Below are 18,561 nucleotides of genomic sequence, written 5' to 3'. Positions count from 1 at the left end.
TTTCTCTTATATTTTAATCTTAAAGCGACGTAAACGCAATGCATTTGAAACAACACTTACGGAACTTAGTGCCATTGCGGCACCGGCTATCATTGGATCAAGAAGTGGACCTTGGAATAAGACTTTAAAAAGACCCGCTGCAAATGGTATTCCGACAACATTATACGCAAATGCCCAGAATAAGTTTTGTTTAATATTACGCATTGTTGCTTTACTTAAGGCCAGTGCATTCACAACATCTTTCAAATTGTCTTTCATGAGCACAATTTTCGCAGATTCAATCGCTACATCCGTTCCCGTACCGACTGCAATCCCTACATCGGCTTGAACCAAGGCGACCGCATCATTAATTCCATCTCCAACCATCAAGACATTTTGACCTTGGTTTTGAAGTTCTTTAATTTTTGCGGATTTTTCTTCAGGCATCACTTCTGCTAAAACATGGTAGATGCCAATTTGATCGGCAATTGCATGTGCCGTATCACGATGATCACCAGTAAGCATGATGACATCATAGTTCATATCTTGTAATACTTTTACGGTTTCAATCGACTCAGTTTTAAGGGTATCCGCAACTGCAACAATCCCCATTAATGCTGTTTGATCAGAAACATACATAGCCGTTTTACCTTCTTGAGATAAACGTTTCACATCCGCTTCATAACGATCTGTAGAAATATTTAACGAATCCATCAACGCTTCATTTCCAATTGCAATGGATTTTCCACCAACACTTCCTTGAAGACCTTTTCCTGAGATTGATTTAAATGAATCAATGGCTAAAATATCTAGATTTCGCTCTTCTAACTCCGAAACAAGCGCGTGTGCTAAGGGATGTTCAGAAGCATTTTCAAGTGAACCCACAATAGTTAAGAATTCATTTTCAGGCAAGTTCGTGATGATATCCGTCACAACAGGTTTCCCATGTGTCAAGGTTCCTGTTTTATCGAAAACAACGGTATCAATATGAGCCGCAGCCTCTAATGCTTCTGCTGACTTAATAAAAATTCCATTTTGTGCGCCCACTCCGGTTCCGACCATAATGGCCGTTGGCGTTGCAAGTCCAAGTGCACATGGACAAGCAATAACGAGTACCGTTACGAAAATGGTGAGAGCACGTTCTAGATCTTTGGTAGCGATAAACCATAAAATTCCAGAAATAAGCGCAATGACCATTACCACCGGAACAAACACACCCGCTACTTTATCCGCTACTTTAGAGATGGGTGCCTTTTCATTTTGCGCATCTTCAACCAAACGAATAATTTGTGCAAGTTTTGTATTTTGATCATCAACGGTCACTTCGATGACAAGACGACCGTTAAGATTCATCGTCCCCATCACAACATCATCATCGAGCGTTTTATCAACTGGAATACTTTCTCCAGTCAACATCGACTCATCGACCGCACTTTCACCTTCTAAAATTCGACCATCCATTGGAATGGATGTACCTGGTTTTACCAGCAGATGATCACCAATTCGGATTTCATCCGCATCAATCTCCACAACACCATCCTCACGAATCAAAAGTGCCGTTTCTGGTTTAAGATTTAATAAAGCCTTAACGGCACTGGTTGTTTTTGCTTTACTGCGTGACTCCATGGTTTTCCCAAGACGAATCAACGCTAAAATCACCGCTGCAGACTCAAAGTAGAGATGATGTACAAAATGAGGTTCTCCATTTAAAATTTTGAAGAATCCATAGAAACTGTAAAGCATTGCACTACCGGTTCCAATCGCTACTAAAGAATCCATATTAGGATGCCCTTTAAATAATGTTTTAAAGCCTCTTCTAAAGTAATCACGATTTAACCAAACAATGGGGATGGTAATAACAATTTGTAAGAGCGCATTGTTCAAAGGATTAATATCAGGATCGATAAAGGATGGTAAGGGTAGTTTATAGGTAAACATTTGACCCATTGTAATATAGAGCATGGTTGCAGCTAAGATTAAACTAAAGTAAAGCGCACGATTCTCTTTTTGATCTTGGTGTTTTTGAGAATCCGTGGATATCGCTTCAGCTTCATCCAAACGGCTAGCACCATAGCCTTGATTTTCAATGGCTTGGATCATATCCACCAGTTTTAGTTTATGAGGGTCATAGGTCACACGTGCACGTTCCGTCATTAAATTAACACTAGCGGACATAACGCCTTCTAAGTGTTGGAGTGCACCTTCCACATTCGCAACACACGATGCACAGGTCATGTCAGTAAGTTTTAGATCCACCGTTTTTTCTTGAATTGGATTGGGGATTTCAAGGCCATAACCTTGATCTTCAACGGCTTGGATTAGGTCTGCTTCGGGAATGTCGCTTTGAAAAGAAACAACTGCTTGATTGGTAAGCAAGTTAACTTCCACATGATCAACCCCCTCAACACCTTGTAATGCTTTTTCGACTTGGCTTTGACAGGATGCACACATCATCCCAATTATATTATATGTCTTTTTATCCATAACCTTGGTCCTCCTTCATCGTTTACATTTGTAGTTTATCATGACAATTCTTCGATATCAAGTATCATGACTACAAATGTAGTTCAATAAGAAATTAAAAAAACTCACCGATCATCGATGAGTTTCTTTTTTTTTAGAATTTTAAAGAAATTGCTGCATCCAACGCAATCTTCATCATATTTGTGAATGAGAGTTGACGTTCCTCAGCTGAAGTTACTTCTTGTGTTACAAATGAATCTGAAATTGTTAAAAGACATGCTGCATGTTTGTTTAATTTCTTAGCATTTGCGAAAAGTGCAAATGATTCCATCTCAACACATGTTACACCATGATTCTTCGCAAGTTCTTTCCATGTAACACCGGAGTCGCGGTAAAAGACATCACTTGAATGAATGCGTCCCTCTTGCATAGGAATCTCTAGTTTTTGTGCAGAAGCACGTAATTGATCATTTAACATAGTACTTGGTTCAAGGACATCTTCTTCATATCCAAATCCAACCTTCGCAAATGAAGATTCACTGTATGCACTATCTGAAAGAATTACATCATAAACATCAAGTCCTTCAACATAAGATCCTGCTGAACCAATACGAATAATTGCTTCAACATCAAATTGTGAATAAAGTTCATAAGAATAAATTCCAATACTTGGTTGTCCCATTCCTGAACCCATTACTGATACTTCAACGCCTTCATAGGTTCCTGTATATCCAAACATATTACGAACATCGTTAAATTGTTTTACATCTTTCAAAAATGTTTCCGCAATAAACTTTGCACGAAGTGGATCTCCTGGCATTAATACAACCTTAGCGATTTGCCCTTTTTCAGCATTAATATGTGGTGTAGCCATAAATATAAATTCCTCCCATTAATTTCTTTAATTATAGCATAGCCTTCCAAGAGATTCATTACCTTTGGTGTAAAGAACGAAAATGCCAATAATTCACCAACTTAGCAATAAAACCTTAGAATATCGATAAACATTATGAAAAAGCACCAAAAAAACCATAAACCCACTGTGATTTATTTCTTTATGTTATATAATTCACATAGTAAGGAGGTTGTCATGACAATGAGCCATAAAAAAATAAAAAAACAACGAACCATGCTCTATTTTATGCAGGCAGCCAAAGAAATTGTGAATACGGAAGGCATGCAAGCAATCACCATACGAAAAGTCGCAGACATTGCCGGTTATAACAGCGCTACCCTCTATAATTATTTTGAAAATCTGGATCAACTTATTGCTTTCGCCATGATCCATACCATCACCGATTACCTCAGTGATCTTGAAACCATTATCAACTTAGACCTCAATGCACTTGATAAGTATTTATTAATGTGGCGTTGTTATTCAGATTGGTCTTTTAAAGATCCGGAAATCTATACCTATGTATTTGATTCTGAAAAATCTGATGAAATTCTAAGTCATATGGATGCTTACAACGCAACTTTCCCAATGCATAAAACCAAACCCGCAAAACACATCAGTGATCTTGTTTTGGGGCAAGGAATGAAACGGCGTAATCAACTTTCAATTGATCCATGTGTCGAAGTGGGATATTTTAAAGCCGATGATGTTTCAACGATCGTGAATTTTGCTTATATTATGCATCAAGGGATTATCCGTCGTATTCTCAAAGGATCCTATACAAACGATAACGATCATGTTGAAGAATTTCTCAATTATTTTGTTTCATTTCTGGGACAATACGATCAAAAAATGGGCATCAATGACGATACCGTTAAGAATATTTTAGAGTTCGATATCCACAAAAAACACATCCAGCCTAAACGCTAATGTGTTTTTTTATGTTTATAGAAAATTATGGGAACTATAAAACGCGATATTACTACATACTCCAAACCATAGAAAATCTTTACTTAGCAATGAAAACTTTAATATGCAGCAGTTATTCAATAATCAAATCAGACTAAGTTCATAGTTTGCAAATGGCTTTACATGTTTCATTACATTAAATATTATTTTGACACTCTCGAATAGATTCTAAGAACCATGATTTAAACATATCTTCATCAATGTCGATTGTGACTTTCGCATTAACCGGACGACCACAATATCCATTAAGGTCTACCACGGTAGCCCCTGCTGTATATTCCCCTTGGGTCTCAATCCCCACAAATGTCTCCACCACTTCAAACATTTCTGGTTTAAGTAAGTATGCAATCGCACAACTATCATACATCTTTAAACCAACTTTAAAGCTTCCACCGCGATAAGTTTTAAATAAGTGATAAAACATATTTCCAACAGGATTCATATCTTTAATCAATTCAGAATCTTCCGGATAAACAAGCGCTTTAAGACCTACATCAAGACCTGCCATCACAATATTTAAACCACTTTCAAAGACAATCTTCGCAGCTTCTGGGTCTACTTTAATATTGAATTCAGAATAGACACCCGCATTACCACGTCCGACACTACCTCCCATTAATACCACTTCATCAATGCGTTTGATGACTTCCGGATATTCACGAATTAACAGAGCTATATTGGTTAGTGGACCAATAGGAACAAGCGTAATTTTCTCCGCACTGTTCATAATGACCTCATGCATTGCCTCCACCGCATTTTTATCGAGAAGTAGGCTTTGATCTTCCTCAGGGAAATCATAACCATCCATCCCTGTTTTACCGTGGACACCACTTGCATCAATTGGTTCTCTTAGTAAGGGACGGGATGCACCCATAGCTACTGGAATTTTTTTACCGTAAAAAGGCAACAACTTTAATGTGTTTTTTGTAACCTTCTCAATACTTACATTACCTGCAACCGTTGTAATCAACTGAACATCCAGTTCTTCTGAAAATAAAGCGATTGCGAGTGCAACTGCATCATCAATTCCGGGATCTGTATCAATAATAATTTTTCGTTTACTCATCATTTCCTCCTTGGTTCATTAAAATTCGTTAATACTTCGAGTATGGGAAGCACCTTTTGAACACCTTGTTTCATACATGGAAAATCACCCGAAACACTTGGATATTTTAATGATTTATGTAAATTTCATTGCTTGTTGAGACCTTATAAGATCGTTCAAATAAAGTAGTTGCAACACGCTAACAATCTTCAAAATCATGTTGGAATACCTCAGGTAAAATTTCACTTCTTGATTGATTTTCAGCAAGATAATCACGTTCGACTCTTCCAATTAGGGAATGTAGGTGCACCAAGAATGGAACATGTTGCTGCATGATTACGTCGCTTACCAGCAATTGTTTCAAAGTAATTATATCAATCGCTTCACTTTGTTGTATTATGCGATTTGGGGAAATCATCAAATTCTCATTAATACATACAAATTCATTATTTTACTATTTTAAAAAAATACCCTTACTTTTAAATTTCTATCAAAAATCTCGTAATAAAATCATTCAAACCTTGTCACAATTTAACAATTTGATTCAAAATAAAACCCACAAAAAAAATTTATATTCATCGAGAAATAGATAACTATAGATACATCTTACAGCCACACAAAACGAGATCCAATTTTAAAACTGTATTTATAAATTTATATAATCTCGCATTTTCTCTATTTTTAAACCAAAATGCATACGTGATTAAGTGCTTAATCTCCATATAATTCTAGTTTACATCTCATTATAGATACCGTCAATATTATTGAATTAAACGCTTTATTTACAAAAATATCCACAATGTAATTAATTCCTTAGTTTAGTAGTTCTGGTTCAAATTCAATAATTTCATGATATTCTTGTTCCTAAATTGAATCCATCAGCCAGTTACAGCATGCAGAGCTAAAACTAGAAGATGTTGGGAATAGATGTTAAAAGATTTAGAAACTTCTCTTGATGATACAAATTTTCATTAATAAAATTCCTTGACATCTCCCATTTAAGTTAGAATTTTTTACATTACATTAAGTCATCCTTAGGGTATCAAGCCATCACTGAAATTGTAAATTTATTCACGTTAAGAACCTTTTACACAAACAGTCTCCGATTATTTTATTTTTCATAAGTATATCAAATATCCGTAATTCAAAAAAAGTATGGATAAAACAATTGAAGATATTTCTTTTTGTGTTAGCATTGACGTATACATACAGGAGGAACGATCATGGCACAATATGATGTTAGAGAAATGTATAAAGCTTTTACAGGTGGTTTAACTGAATTATCACGTACACAACGCGAGGGTGTTGGTGCGTTTATGAATCTTTTAGGAAAAAGTTATGCTCCTGGAGCATTGGATCCTAAAACGAAAGAATTAATCAGTGTTGGGATTGCGGTATATAACCGTTGCGAATACTGCATTGTTTACCATACACATGAAGCATTAAAACATGGTGCAACACGTCCAGAAATTGAAGAAGCAGCACTTGTTTCTGTTGCATTTGGTGGTGGTCCAAGCATGGCTTATACGGTAACACTACTTAAAGAAAGCCTTGACGAATTCGAAAAAGATTTTAAATAATTAAAGAAAAGCCCACTTTGTATTAAACAGAGTGGGCTTTTTACATGCACCGGTAGAGCGGTGTTTTTTAAATCATTATATTATTTTTTTGATTTTGTAGGAATTTTTCCTGCAGGATAGTAAGCATGTTCAATGATTGCTTTCATATCCTTAACAAGTGGAAGACGTGGGTTACATGGTGAACATTGGTCTTCATATGCAAGATAAGCAATGGTTTCTGTTTCAGCCATAAATGCTTTTTCATTTACACCTTGTTCTTGGAAACTCATCTTAATACCACAACGTACTGCTAAGTCATGACATGCTTGAGCATAACTTTCAACACCTTCTTCAGTTGTGCTTGCTGGTAATCCGAGGATACGAGCTAATTCAGCATAACGTTCATGTGCACGGTATACATTGTATTTTGGCCATAATGAAGGTTTTTCTGGATGTGTACCATTATAACGTACAACATATGGTAAGAGAATTGCATTAATACGTCCATGAGGCATTTCGTGGAATTTACCACCAATTTTATGCGCTAATGAGTGACTCATACCTAAGAATGCATTCGCAAATGCCATCCCTGCAAGAGTTGAAGCATTATGCATTTTTTCACGTGCATCCAAGTCATTTTTACCGTTATATACTGCACGTTCAAGGTTTTCAAAAACCATTTTAATGGCTTGGATTGCAAGACCATCTGTATAGTCATTTGCGAAGTTTGAAACATATGCTTCTGTAGCATGTGTTAACACATCAAGACCTGTATCTGCAGTTACTGAAGCAGGAAGGTTAGTTGTGAAGATTGGATCAACAATCGCAACAGTTGGAACAAGTGAGTAGTCAGCAAGTGGGTATTTCTTATTTGCATCTGTATCAGTGATAACTGCAAATGGTGTAACCTCACTACCGGTACCGGAAGTTGTTGGGATACATACAAGTTGTGCTTTTTCGCCCAAGTCTGGGTAACGGAATGCACGTTTACGGATATCCACAAATTTTTGTTTTAAATCATTAAAGTCTACATCTGGATGTTCGTAGAAGATCCACATACCTTTAGCGGCATCCATCGGTGAACCACCACCTAAAGCAATAATTGTATCAGGTTGGAATGATTTCATCATTTCATAACCACGTTTAACGGTGTTTAATGATGGATCTGGCTCAACATCACAGAATAATTGAATTTGAACTTTGTTACGACGTTTATTAAGTTGTTCAACAATTAAGTTGTAGTAACCTAAATCAACCATCGCACGGTCTGTTACAACGAATACACGTTCAACATCACGCATTGATTTTAAATATTGAATTGAGTTTCTTTCGAAATAAATTTTTGATGGTACTTTGAACCATTGCATATTGTTATTACGTCTCCCAATCTTTTTAATATTCAAGAGGTGAACAGCACTTACGTTATCGCCTACTGAGTTATGTCCATATGAACCACAACCAAGTGTTAATGAGGGAATAAAGTCATTATAGATGTTACCAATTCCTCCAAAGGTTGATGGTGAGTTCCAGATAATACGAATTGCAGGAACAGTTTCTCCAAATTTTTCGGAAAGTTCTTTTGATTTTGTATGGATTGCTGCTGAGTGACCCAATCCATCAAATTCAACCATTTGACGTGCTAAGCTGATTCCTTCGTCACTGTCTTTTGATTTTAAGACTGCAAGAACTGGTGATAATTTTTCACGTGTTAGAACTTCATTTGGTCCTACTTCTTTACATTCTGCTGCTAAGATTACTGTATTTGAAGGTACTTTAATCCCTGCTTGTTCAGCAATCCATGTTGCATCTTTCCCTACAACATTTGGGTTTAATTTTGCTTCAAGGACATTTGCATCGCCACTGGAAACACCAAACATAAATTTCTCAACTTTTTTCTTATCTACAGCTGAGAGGAAGTGCATACCGTATTTTTTGAATTTTTCAATTGCTTCATCATAAACGTCTTCGTCAATAATAACTGCTTGTTCTGATGCACAGATCATACCGTTATCAAATGATTTTGATAGGGCAATATCATTTACAGCTTGTGCAACATCTGCTGATTTTTCAATATATGCAGGAACATTTCCGGCACCAACACCAAGTGCAGGTTTACCGCATGAGTAAGCAGCACGAACCATTGCATTACCACCGGTTGCAAGAATTGTCGCAACACCGTCGTGATTCATAAGTTCATCTGTTTTTTCTTTTGATCCACGTTCAATCCATTGAACACAGTGTTCAGGAGCACCTGCAGCAACTGCAGCTTCATAAACAACTTTCGCAGCCGCAATACTACATTTTTGTGCAGATGGGTGGAATGAGAAAATAATTGGATTTCTTGTTTTTAATGAGATTAATGATTTGAAAATTGCAGTTGATGTTGGGTTTGTAACGGGTGTAATTCCACAAATAACCCCTACTGGATCAGCAATTTCGGTAATTCCTGTGATTTCATCATCACTGATAACGCCAACTGTTTTAAGGTGACGCATATGGTTAATAACATGTTCACATGCAAATAAGTTTTTAGTTGCTTTGTCTTCAAAACAGCCTCGTCCTGTTTCTTCAACAGCAAGTTGAGCTAAAACACCGTGTTGATCGAGTGCAGCAACACTTGCTTTCGCAACGATATAATCGACTTGTTCTTGATTTAAATCCATAAAACCTTTTAACGCTTTTTGAGCATTCGCAACGAGTTCATTGACTTCGTTGTCCAATTCTACTTTTTTAGTTGTCATGGTATGTGACCTCCCTTGTTATTTCTTTCACATACATATTGTATGTTGGATCAGAGGCTGACTCAAACAAATCAACGTAAAAATGCGCAAATAAAAACTAAATTCGTGATGAAGAAACAAGTTAAGCGTTTTCATTGTGAAAACTATCACGAATTTAGTAAGTTTTATGATTTTGCGTTAAATTTCGTTTTGCAGTTTGGACACGTTATTTCGATGTTTCCTTTTCTTCGGGGTACGCGAAGTCGCGTTTTACACGTCTCACATGTGAAATATTTGTACTTTGGCCATGACTTTATACGATCCCATTTCGCATTTACCTTACTTAGGAATGTAAGATAAGCTTGATTCTCTTGATATCTTTTTTGAATCTTACGCGAAAAGGTACGGTAATAGACATAAACTAAGAGTAAAAGCCAAACCCCTTGTAGCCAAACCTGGCGGGTAAAAATCCCAACAATCGCTACCACAACACCCAAATAGAGAAGATGTTGATTCAACTTATCCGTTCCATAACGGCCCTGCATCATTTGAATAAATTTTTGTTTCATTGAAACGTCACCGTATATTGATGGACAATGTCATCACCTTTCTGAAGACGCTTAATTCCAAGCTTTTCGCGAATATCACGATATCCACCGTATTCATCCGCAATGCCAACCCAAGGTTCGATACATACAAAAGGTGCCATAACACCTTCCTTACAAGGTCGCCAGAGCGCTAAATAGTCAAACCCTTCATACCCTACTGTAACGGATTCTTGGGTTATCTTATTAATTAACTTCACCTCTGAAGTATGATCATAGATTAAGGTTGTATCTTTGAAGTTTGCTTCATTCACTTCAATTCGATCTAATTGAACGGGAACTTTTCCATCAATAAATCCTTCTTTAAGACCATATTGATGAACATTTTCAGTTTGTTCAAAGACAAACTCATAATCACCTTCAGCATCAAGAAGAAATGCAGGATGTGCTCCAATTGCATAATACATTTCCTTCTCATCTTTATTATAGATATGCCAGGTTACGGTAATTCGCTTTCCATCTAATTTATAAGCAATCTGCACTTTATGTTTAAATGGATATACATCCAACAGTACATCATCACTATGAAACTCAAATACAAATTCATGCTCTGTATGACGTACGACTTCAAATTCTTGGTCTCTTAAGAACCCATGTTGGGATAAATGATAGTCTTGACCATCGATTGAGTATTTCCCATTAAATACTTTTCCTACAATGGGGAAAAGGACTGGAGAAACACGTCCCCAAAATGCAGCATCACCGTTCCACATTAATTCTTTTTGTGTTTCTTTATTTAATGCGCGACGAAGTTCTGCACCTTTACAATCAAATTCTAAAAGTAACGATTCATTTTCTAATTTCATCTTATACCACCTTTTTACGTTTTGATTATATCATGACTTAATGCAAACTAAGTCTCATTCCCAAACTTTACACTAAATAACATAATACAAAAAAGCAGTCTTTAGAACTGCTTAGTATGATTCCACAAACACATCCACATGTTCGTTACCATGTATCAGTTTCGATACAGGACATCGTTCATGAGCTTGACGTACAAGGCGTTCACTTTCTTCAAGTGTAAAACCTTCGACGGCTAAGTAGGCATAGGCACTGAAATAAAATCCTACTCCATTTGCCTCTTTATGAAGGTCTACTTCAACACGTACTCTTGAATTATGTTCGAGTTTTCTTGCTTTTAAAAGTGCTTGACTTGTGGCATTAAGACATGTTGCCCATGACATGGCAAGAAGTTGTTCTGGATTGGAACCTTCTTGTTGATCTAAAGGCGGTGTCATTGTAAGTGCAAGCCCATCTTCAATTCGCGTTTGATTTGGCACAGTTGTTTCATTTATAGCCGTTGTTTTATAAATCGATGTCATGTTTATCATTCTCCTTTTTTATTATTATACATGAGTCTGTATTTATGAGCCTCCAGAACGCTCATTTTGTTAGTAAAATCACGTTGTTTAATTGTGTTTTTTTGAGTATATTGAGTGAAAAAGATGAGTGAAGACTCTATAATAACGGTGGGTTAATGAGCTGGGAGGTTTTATTATTATTGAGTTTAAAAATGTTTCTAAACATTATCAAGGTAAAAACAAAACATTCAAGGCACTCGACAACGTTTCATTTGAAATCAAACAATCCGAAATTTTTGGAATTATTGGTGAAAGCGGAGCCGGTAAATCAACTGCGTTGCGTTTAATCAATGGATTAGAACTACCCGATGAGGGTGCGGTTTTCATTGATGGCACCGATTTAAAATCACTATCAAGTTACGCACTGCGTTCACTTCGTAAAGAGATTGGCGTCGTTTTCCAGAATTTCAATTTGTTGGGGAATCGTACAGTGTTTGATAACATTGCCTTGCCACTAAGACTTGCAAAGAATAAAGATTGTAATATGGTGTCTGAAGCACTTTGCTTTGTACACTTAGAATCAAAGATCCACCACTATCCTGCACAACTTAGTGGTGGTGAACGTCAGCGTGTCGCCATTGCGCGTGCACTGATTACAAAACCTAAGATTCTGGTTTGTGATGAACCATCATCTGCCTTAGATCCTCATACTACCAAAGAAATTCTTGAGGTTTTAAAACAGATTAATCAACAATTCGGCACAACAATTGTGATTGTTACTCATGAATTAGAAGTTGCGAAGATGCTGTGTGATCGGGTTGCGATTTTGGATAATGGAACACTTCATGAAGTGATTTCAGTAAATCGTCACGATGAAGACACTACGACACCCTCTTACGCAATCCATGCAAAGGACTATTTATTACAATGATATCGATATACGCTGAATTTCATGCTGAGTTGCTTAAAGCACTGAGCGAAACCTTTATTCTTTTAGGATTTTCAATTCTATCTGCACTTTTAGTTGGATTACCACTGGGCACACTTATCTACCTTACCCGCAAAGACGGGTATTACGAAAACCGATTTGTTTCGTTTATCTTAAACGGATATGTGGATGTGGTGCGTTCGTTTCCGTTTTTATTGTTTATTGTGTTTATGATTCCAGTGACTCGATTCTTAATTGGGACTTCACTTGGAACTTATGCAGCCTCAGTACCCATGAGTTTTGTTGCAGCGGCGTTATATGCTCGATTTGTTGAACAAGCACTCCTTGAGGTTCCTCAAGGGATTATTGATAGTGCCCTTTCACTTGGAGCAACACCGTTTCAACTTGTTTTTAAATTTCTGTTTGTTGAAGCACGATCAGGACTTGTCCTCGGACTTACATCTTCCATTATTAGTTATGTAAACTACTCGACGGTAATGGGTGTTGTTGGAGGAGGCGGGATCGGGGACTTCGCAATGCGATATGGTTATCAGCGATTTGAGTGGCAAATCATGTATGCAACCATTCTCATTATGATTGTTCTTGTACTGATGATTCAATTTACAGGTAATAGAATCGCTAAACGAATTGATAAGCGATAAGGAGAAAAGATGATTAAAAAAGGAATTGTATTACTCACAGCAATGCTTATGCTTACCGCATGTGGCGCCAAAAAAAATCCAGATGACATGAAGTTAAAGGTTGCATCACACATGATGCCAATGACGGATGTTGTCGAAATTGCTAAAGAGGAATTGAAAAAAGACGGCTATGAACTTGAACTTGTATCCGTTTCAGACAATACCCAAGCTAATACTGCTCTTAATAATAAAGAAATCGATGCAAACTTCTTCCAACATGTTCCCTTTATGGAAATGTTCAACAAGAGTCAAAGTGGAACCCTTGTCGGCATTCAGCCAATCTATGACGCAATCGTAGGTTTCTACTCTAAAGATCTTAAAGACATTAAAGATCTTAAAGATGACGCTAAAATTGCAATTCCAAATGATGCAGTCAACCAAGCACGTGCCCTTCTAATCTTGCAAGATGCTGGACTCATTACATTAAAAGATGGCGTTAAATATGATGCAACGATTAAAGACGTAACAGATCATAAAAACTATCAGTTTATTGAAGTTGATCTCTTAACTTTAAATCAAGCATATGAAGAAGTTGATCTTGTATTCAACTATCCTACTTATATAAAACAAGTTGGACTTACACCAAGTGATGCCCTTATTTTAGAAAAATCAGACGGACACTACGCGATTTCATTAGTAGCTCGTGAAGATAATAAAGATGACGCTAAAATTCAAGCACTTAAAAAAGCAATGACTAGTGATGCTGTTCGTAAATTCTTAACTGAAGAACACAGCGCAACACTCTCACCAGCTTTCTAAAACAAAAAAACCTCTCAATTTAAATCGAGAGGTTTTTTTGTTGATTTATAAGAGTTCTATTTTACCCTTACATGTATCTAAAGTCTCATCATCCCAAAGACTTACTTGTACTTCACCAATATGTGCATTTCCTAATAACAACATACACATACGGCTTTGACCAATCCCACCACCAATTGTCAGTGGTAGTTCATCGTCGACGATCATCTTGTGGAAATCATACTTTAAGCGGTCTTCTTGCTTTGCCTCTTTAAGTTGATATAACATCGCATCACGATCGACACGAATTCCCATACTTGATAATTCAAGTGCAATCCCAAGCGGTTCATGCCAGAACAATAAATCTCCATTCAAAGACCAATCATCATAATCCGGAGCGCGATTATCATGCGGTTTTCCACTCTTCAGTTTATCACCAATCTGAATGATAAACGTTGTATGATGTTCTCTAACAAATGTATTTTCACGTTCTTTAGAACTTAGGTTTGGATAAAGATCTTCTAATTCCTGACTTGTAATAAAAGCCACATTAGAGTCAATCATGACATCCACATCTTGATACTTCGTATGCAAGCGACTTGATGTCTCCACAATCGCGTTCACGATGCTTTGAACTGTATCCTTAAGATAGTCGAGGGTACGTTGTTCACGTGAGATCACACGTTCCCAATCCCATTGGTCCACGTAGATAGAGTGGATGTTGTCCAACTCTTCATCACGACGGATTGCATTCATATCCGTATAAAGACCGTTTCCTTCTCTAAAATCATATTGATGTAATGCCATGCGTTTCCATTTTGCCAAGGAGTGTACTACTTCACCCTCTGCATCCAGTGAGGGAACGTCAAAACGAACAGGACGCTCCACACCATTTAAGTCATCATTTAAACCCGAATTTCGTGCCACAAACAAAGGCGCAGAAACCCGTTTTAATTTTAAACTTCCTGTGAGCGCCTCTTCGAAGCAACGCTTAATAAAACCAATCGCAGTTTGTGTGTCATAAACACCAAGTCTGGACTGATACCCTTCTGGTACAATAGTTTTTTTCATATAAACACCCCTTATCATCTATTTGTACTGATGATAATTCTACCACACATAGATATGAAAAACTATGTTATACGACCATTTAGATTCACGTTTTTGTGATCGCTTTTTGACGTGATCGTTTTTGAATCCAACTCATAAAATATACGGTCAACGGAACGGCTGCCATCATACCAATCGAACCGACAAGAGCTTGGAGGACTTCAACCGAAAACCACAAACTATTAAGGATGTACGTACCACTTCGTTGATATAAATTCAAAAGAATTATGGATGGCAACGCGCCTCCTGTATACGCGAGCACTAATGTTGTGACCATCGTTGAAATCGCATCAATCCCCACGTTCATGCCCGCTTTCACTAAATCATGTCTAGATAATGAAGCTTCGATTTCAATCATCTCGCACATTGATGAAGCAATGGACATTGAAATATCCATCATCGCGCCAAGGCCCCCGATTATCACAGCTCCAAAAAGTATTTGATTTACATTGAAAGGCTGTTCGCGATTCATCATCGCAATATAGGAATATTCTTCTGAAGCCGCGCCTCGAATCTTCAAAAAAAAGACAATAAGCATCGCTGATATAATTGCGACCAGAACACCACCCAGTGTTCCCACAATCGAAGCCATTGTTTTATTGGAAAATCCGGATAATGTGATAAATGATAAAAGTGTTATACACAAAGACACAATTAGTATCAAAAGATACATATTTTGTTGTGCTAAAATACCTGGTATAAAGATGGTTCCTACCACAAAAACCGTTGACGCAAACGAGATTAACGTTTTCAAACCTTGTCTTCGAGCAATAAGGAGTAAGAGGATACTAAATACTCCAATCACGACAAATATACGCATGCTACGGCTTGGGCCATTCAATGTGTACTGTACTCCTTCGTCATTGGTTGTTTGATTTAATAAAACAGAATCGCCTTTATGTAACGGAAGAAGTGCCTGAGCCGTATTTTCACTCAAGGATTGTTCGATTGAAACTGTTTTATTGAGGTAAGGAAAGGACTCGGAGTACACTTCTAAAAATAGTTTTGTCATTTTAGAGACCTCATCTTTTTCTGTTCGCACTTTAGTCACCGTCCCTTGATACAATGCATCATGTTTAAGATCCAAAGACTGTGCTATAACAGCATGATTTTGAAATGTATAACTTAAGATTGAACATAATATGATGATTAAGATAATAACACCGTGTGGTAAATATTTTCGCATTAGTATTCCCCTCCCAGTGTGTATTGGTATATCGTCATTGGATTTTCCCGACAAGGTACACTACGACCATTGGTATCACAGCGCATATTCCAACCATTCCCCCAGTAAGCACCACCTGTACCAAAGGTTACGGAACGATCCCATCGCTCATACGCGGCTTCAATTGAATCATCTCCAAGATAGTAAAGCTCATGATGTAGATGCGGACCCATAGATAATCCTGAAGAACCCATTTGCGCTAAAACTGTTCCACCAGAAACGATATCACCCGGGGACACAGTCGTACTTCCTTCTTTTAGATGGGCAAACATCGCACCATAAACAACACCATTCGTCTTAAAAATCATGGTAATGTAATTACCAAATCCCCCATTACAAGATCCATTTGGATAAGATCCATATGTGGGACAGCCCCCATTAACTGCGGTTATAAGTCCTGATCCCGGCGCTAAGATATTGAGCCCAATTGATCCCGTTACGGAAGCTAAATCCACCCCCATGTGATGACCACCCCATGGATAGGTCCATGTTCCCGCCGAAACCCAATACCCACTTTCAACTGGCCGAATAAAACCATTTGTTTCTTCTAAACTTGAAACACGACTTAACAATCGACTATCGAGCTCAATTTTTTCTTGGAGTTCGTCATATTGAAGTTCGAGTGCCTTGTTCTTTTCCATTAACGACGCAATCGTCTTTTTAACTTTTTCCATATATGTTTTCTTAATAGTTTCTTGTTCTTCAATGAGTTTATTCTTTTTCTCTAACTCAAGTCGTTGATATTTCAAGTGTTCCTTTTCTAAATCAAAAACCTTCTTTGCTTCAATTAATTTATTTACGGTAATATCGTTGTTTTCTTTAATCCGTGCCATACCTTCAACACGGCGAATGAGGGAGACAAAGTCAACGGCCGCAAAAACAAACTCTACAAGAGGATCTACATAAAGTTGTGATTGAGACGTCGCAATGTTTTTCTTTACCTTTTCATTTAATACATCAATTTCTTTTTGGTAGACATCAATATTGATTTGCGTTTGTTTAATGTCCTCATTGATTGCAGTGATAGAAGCCTTCAATTCGCGAGCGGTTGTCGAGAGCGCATGAATCTCTTCTTGATACACCCGAATCGTTTCTTGTTGATTTTCAATTGATGTACTAATATCGTCCTTTTGTTTTTCGATATTTTTTAGACGGGTTTGCGAATCACTTATTTTTTGATTTATATATTCTGTAAATTGACTGCATAAGGTTTCATGGTCACGTGATGATGGACCTGAGCATAAGTCATGAAAATATGCTTCATCCTTTTTAAAGTCATTTTCAGATAAAGCATGAATGGTCGAAGTTGAAAAAAAGAGTGCAAGCACTATGAGTATACTTGCACTCTTTCTTTTATTAATCATTAGAGCGACAAGCCCTCAACGAGACTTTCTAAGTTTTCATTCATGACTTTAAAATAATCGTTTCCATTTTCTAAATCCTGCTTTGATAAACTTTCAAGTGTATTAAGTTTAAGAATTTTCACACCTGTTTCTTTGGATATCGTTTGGAGTAATTTATCATTACTGAGTGATTCCATATAAATAGCCTTAATGTTTTGATTCTTTATATACTGGATGGATTCATCCACTTGCTTTGCAGTTGGCTCACTACTTAAAAGACTTCCTGCAATTGCAACTTGTTCAATACCATAAGGTTCAAGCATATATCCATAGGCTGTATGATCGACGACAACTTCTTTGTTTTTCACATTTCGTAATTTATTTTCAAAATCATTGCTTAACGACTCAAACTCAGCACCATAACGTTTAAAGTTTTCTTCATAATAATCTTTATTTTCTGGATCAACTTCCACAAATGCATCTTTAATATTTTTCATTTGTTGATAAGCATTCATCGGATTCATCCAAATATGTGGATCATATTCTCCGTGATGATGTTCCTCATGATCGTGATCGTCATGGTCATGATCATGGCCCTCATGAAGGGTAACACCTTGGCTTGTATCCACAATCTTTAATTTATCATTTTTTACACTTTTTAAAGTTTTAGGTGCCCATCCTTCAAATCCAGCACCGTTCATGATAAAAACATCCGATTCTTGAATACGAATGATATCGTTAGCACTTGGTTCATATCCATGTGCTTCTCCACCTTCAATGATGTTTTCTACCGCAACTTTATCGCCCCCTACTTTTTGTGCAAAATCATAGAGTGGATAAAAACTTGTCATTACTTTTAATTTTCCAGTTTCATCATTTTTTTGAGACTGACACCCTGCAAGCATCATCAAGACTAATAACATTAAACCTAATTTTTTCATTTTAAATCCTCACCTTCGTGTCCTTGCATTTCCTAA

17 protein-coding genes are annotated in these 18,561 nt (G+C 37.0%); 5 read left to right on the top strand and 12 right to left on the bottom strand.

Features of this window, described 5'->3' with window-relative positions; translation table 11 throughout:
* Positions 1-6: 6 nt before the first annotated feature.
* Both EL194_RS02335 and deoD read right to left on the bottom strand, forming a co-directional pair.
* Positions 7-2,463, bottom strand: a complete 2,457-nt coding sequence (locus tag EL194_RS02335) for a heavy metal translocating P-type ATPase (RefSeq protein ID WP_003774893.1) — start codon at positions 2,461-2,463, stop codon at positions 7-9.
* A 133-nt stretch (positions 2,464-2,596) separates the two neighbouring features.
* Positions 2,597-3,316: a purine-nucleoside phosphorylase gene (gene deoD / locus EL194_RS02330; RefSeq protein ID WP_003774891.1), complete on the bottom strand. Its 720-nt coding sequence runs from the start codon at positions 3,314-3,316 to the stop codon at positions 2,597-2,599.
* Positions 3,317-3,538: 222 nt separating this feature from the next.
* Between deoD and EL194_RS02325 the strand changes: the two genes are divergently transcribed.
* A complete protein-coding gene (locus EL194_RS02325; protein WP_232012993.1) occupies positions 3,539-4,267 on the top strand; it encodes a TetR/AcrR family transcriptional regulator in 729 nt (242 codons plus the stop codon).
* A gap of 175 nt (positions 4,268-4,442) precedes the next feature.
* Here EL194_RS02325 and rihC read toward each other — a convergent pair whose 3' ends face one another.
* Both rihC and EL194_RS02315 read right to left on the bottom strand, forming a co-directional pair.
* On the bottom strand, positions 4,443-5,372 hold the full coding sequence (rihC, locus tag EL194_RS02320; RefSeq protein WP_003774887.1) for a ribonucleoside hydrolase RihC: 930 nt from the start codon (positions 5,370-5,372) through the stop codon (positions 4,443-4,445).
* Between the two features lie 178 nt (positions 5,373-5,550).
* Positions 5,551-5,769 carry a hypothetical protein gene (locus EL194_RS02315; RefSeq protein WP_003774885.1) on the bottom strand — a complete coding sequence of 73 codons (219 nt, stop codon included), beginning with the start codon at positions 5,767-5,769 and terminating at the stop codon, positions 5,551-5,553.
* Between the two features lie 805 nt (positions 5,770-6,574).
* Here EL194_RS02315 and EL194_RS02310 point away from each other — a divergent pair.
* Entirely contained in the window at positions 6,575-6,931 is a 357-nt protein-coding gene (locus tag EL194_RS02310) for a carboxymuconolactone decarboxylase family protein (protein ID WP_003774883.1), read from the top strand.
* 80 nt (positions 6,932-7,011) lie between these two features.
* Here the strand turns inward: EL194_RS02310 and adhE are convergent, their stop codons facing one another.
* The 4 genes from adhE to EL194_RS02290 form a co-directional block, all read right to left on the bottom strand.
* Positions 7,012-9,651: a bifunctional acetaldehyde-CoA/alcohol dehydrogenase gene (gene adhE / locus EL194_RS02305; RefSeq protein ID WP_003774881.1), complete on the bottom strand. Its 2,640-nt coding sequence runs from the start codon at positions 9,649-9,651 to the stop codon at positions 7,012-7,014.
* 164 nt (positions 9,652-9,815) lie between these two features.
* A complete protein-coding gene (locus EL194_RS02300) occupies positions 9,816-10,199 on the bottom strand; it encodes a zinc ribbon domain-containing protein (RefSeq protein WP_003774879.1) in 384 nt (127 codons plus the stop codon).
* The gene (locus tag EL194_RS02295) at positions 10,196-11,041 is read right to left on the bottom strand and encodes an aldose 1-epimerase family protein (RefSeq protein WP_003774877.1); all 846 of its coding nucleotides are present in this window, start codon (positions 11,039-11,041) and stop codon (positions 10,196-10,198) included. The genes EL194_RS02300 and EL194_RS02295 overlap by 4 nt, the downstream gene beginning before the upstream one ends.
* 111 nt (positions 11,042-11,152) lie before the next feature.
* Positions 11,153-11,560: an OsmC family protein gene (locus EL194_RS02290; RefSeq protein WP_013853275.1), complete on the bottom strand. Its 408-nt coding sequence runs from the start codon at positions 11,558-11,560 to the stop codon at positions 11,153-11,155.
* Between the two features lie 160 nt (positions 11,561-11,720).
* On the opposite strand from EL194_RS02290, the gene EL194_RS02285 reads away from it, so the two are divergent.
* From EL194_RS02285 to EL194_RS02275, 3 genes are read left to right on the top strand one after another with little or no spacing between them, the layout of a single operon-like run.
* Positions 11,721-12,470: a methionine ABC transporter ATP-binding protein gene (locus EL194_RS02285; protein ID WP_123244904.1), complete on the top strand. Its 750-nt coding sequence runs from the start codon at positions 11,721-11,723 to the stop codon at positions 12,468-12,470.
* Positions 12,467-13,129: a methionine ABC transporter permease gene (locus EL194_RS02280; protein WP_003774871.1), complete on the top strand. Its 663-nt coding sequence runs from the start codon at positions 12,467-12,469 to the stop codon at positions 13,127-13,129. The genes EL194_RS02285 and EL194_RS02280 overlap by 4 nt, the downstream gene beginning before the upstream one ends.
* A gap of 9 nt (positions 13,130-13,138) precedes the next feature.
* Positions 13,139-13,927 (top strand): MetQ/NlpA family ABC transporter substrate-binding protein, encoded by a 789-nt coding sequence (locus tag EL194_RS02275; protein WP_003774869.1) that lies wholly within the window; start codon positions 13,139-13,141, stop codon positions 13,925-13,927.
* A 45-nt stretch (positions 13,928-13,972) separates the two neighbouring features.
* Here EL194_RS02275 and asnA read toward each other — a convergent pair whose 3' ends face one another.
* From asnA to EL194_RS02255, 4 genes are all read right to left on the bottom strand, one after another.
* The gene (gene asnA, locus EL194_RS02270) at positions 13,973-14,977 is read right to left on the bottom strand and encodes an aspartate--ammonia ligase (RefSeq protein WP_013853277.1); all 1,005 of its coding nucleotides are present in this window, start codon (positions 14,975-14,977) and stop codon (positions 13,973-13,975) included.
* An 85-nt stretch (positions 14,978-15,062) separates the two neighbouring features.
* Entirely contained in the window at positions 15,063-16,202 is a 1,140-nt protein-coding gene (locus EL194_RS02265) for a YibE/F family protein (RefSeq protein ID WP_003774865.1), read from the bottom strand.
* On the bottom strand, positions 16,202-17,605 hold the full coding sequence (locus tag EL194_RS02260) for a murein hydrolase activator EnvC family protein (RefSeq protein WP_003774863.1): 1,404 nt from the start codon (positions 17,603-17,605) through the stop codon (positions 16,202-16,204). The genes EL194_RS02265 and EL194_RS02260 overlap by 1 nt, the downstream gene beginning before the upstream one ends.
* Positions 17,605-18,525 carry a metal ABC transporter solute-binding protein, Zn/Mn family gene (locus tag EL194_RS02255; RefSeq protein WP_003774861.1) on the bottom strand — a complete coding sequence of 307 codons (921 nt, stop codon included), beginning with the start codon at positions 18,523-18,525 and terminating at the stop codon, positions 17,605-17,607. The genes EL194_RS02260 and EL194_RS02255 overlap by 1 nt, the downstream gene beginning before the upstream one ends.
* Between the last annotated feature and the right edge of the window lie 36 nt (positions 18,526-18,561).

Source organism: Erysipelothrix rhusiopathiae (assembly GCF_900637845.1).
In the GTDB taxonomy this organism is placed as follows: domain Bacteria; phylum Bacillota_I; class Bacilli_A; order Erysipelotrichales; family Erysipelotrichaceae; genus Erysipelothrix; species Erysipelothrix rhusiopathiae.
Note: the sequence above shows the minus strand (reverse complement) of the source record. Positions and strands in the feature narration are given on the sequence as shown.

Coding starts and splice junctions, on each gene's coding strand:
- EL194_RS02335 (WP_003774893.1), bottom strand. CDS start 2,463: ATGGATAAAAAGACATATAATATAATTGGGATGATGTGTGCATCCTGT.
- deoD (WP_003774891.1), bottom strand. CDS start 3,316: ATGGCTACACCACATATTAATGCTGAAAAAGGGCAAATCGCTAAGGTT.
- EL194_RS02325 (WP_232012993.1), top strand. CDS start 3,539: ATGAGCCATAAAAAAATAAAAAAACAACGAACCATGCTCTATTTTATG.
- rihC (WP_003774887.1), bottom strand. CDS start 5,372: ATGAGTAAACGAAAAATTATTATTGATACAGATCCCGGAATTGATGAT.
- EL194_RS02315 (WP_003774885.1), bottom strand. CDS start 5,769: ATGATTTCCCCAAATCGCATAATACAACAAAGTGAAGCGATTGATATA.
- EL194_RS02310 (WP_003774883.1), top strand. CDS start 6,575: ATGGCACAATATGATGTTAGAGAAATGTATAAAGCTTTTACAGGTGGT.
- adhE (WP_003774881.1), bottom strand. CDS start 9,651: ATGACAACTAAAAAAGTAGAATTGGACAACGAAGTCAATGAACTCGTT.
- EL194_RS02300 (WP_003774879.1), bottom strand. CDS start 10,199: ATGAAACAAAAATTTATTCAAATGATGCAGGGCCGTTATGGAACGGAT.
- EL194_RS02295 (WP_003774877.1), bottom strand. CDS start 11,041: ATGAAATTAGAAAATGAATCGTTACTTTTAGAATTTGATTGTAAAGGT.
- EL194_RS02290 (WP_013853275.1), bottom strand. CDS start 11,560: ATGACATCGATTTATAAAACAACGGCTATAAATGAAACAACTGTGCCA.
- EL194_RS02280 (WP_003774871.1), top strand. CDS start 12,467: ATGATATCGATATACGCTGAATTTCATGCTGAGTTGCTTAAAGCACTG.
- EL194_RS02275 (WP_003774869.1), top strand. CDS start 13,139: ATGATTAAAAAAGGAATTGTATTACTCACAGCAATGCTTATGCTTACC.
- asnA (WP_013853277.1), bottom strand. CDS start 14,977: ATGAAAAAAACTATTGTACCAGAAGGGTATCAGTCCAGACTTGGTGTT.
- EL194_RS02265 (WP_003774865.1), bottom strand. CDS start 16,202: ATGCGAAAATATTTACCACACGGTGTTATTATCTTAATCATCATATTA.
- EL194_RS02260 (WP_003774863.1), bottom strand. CDS start 17,605: ATGATTAATAAAAGAAAGAGTGCAAGTATACTCATAGTGCTTGCACTC.
- EL194_RS02255 (WP_003774861.1), bottom strand. CDS start 18,525: ATGAAAAAATTAGGTTTAATGTTATTAGTCTTGATGATGCTTGCAGGG.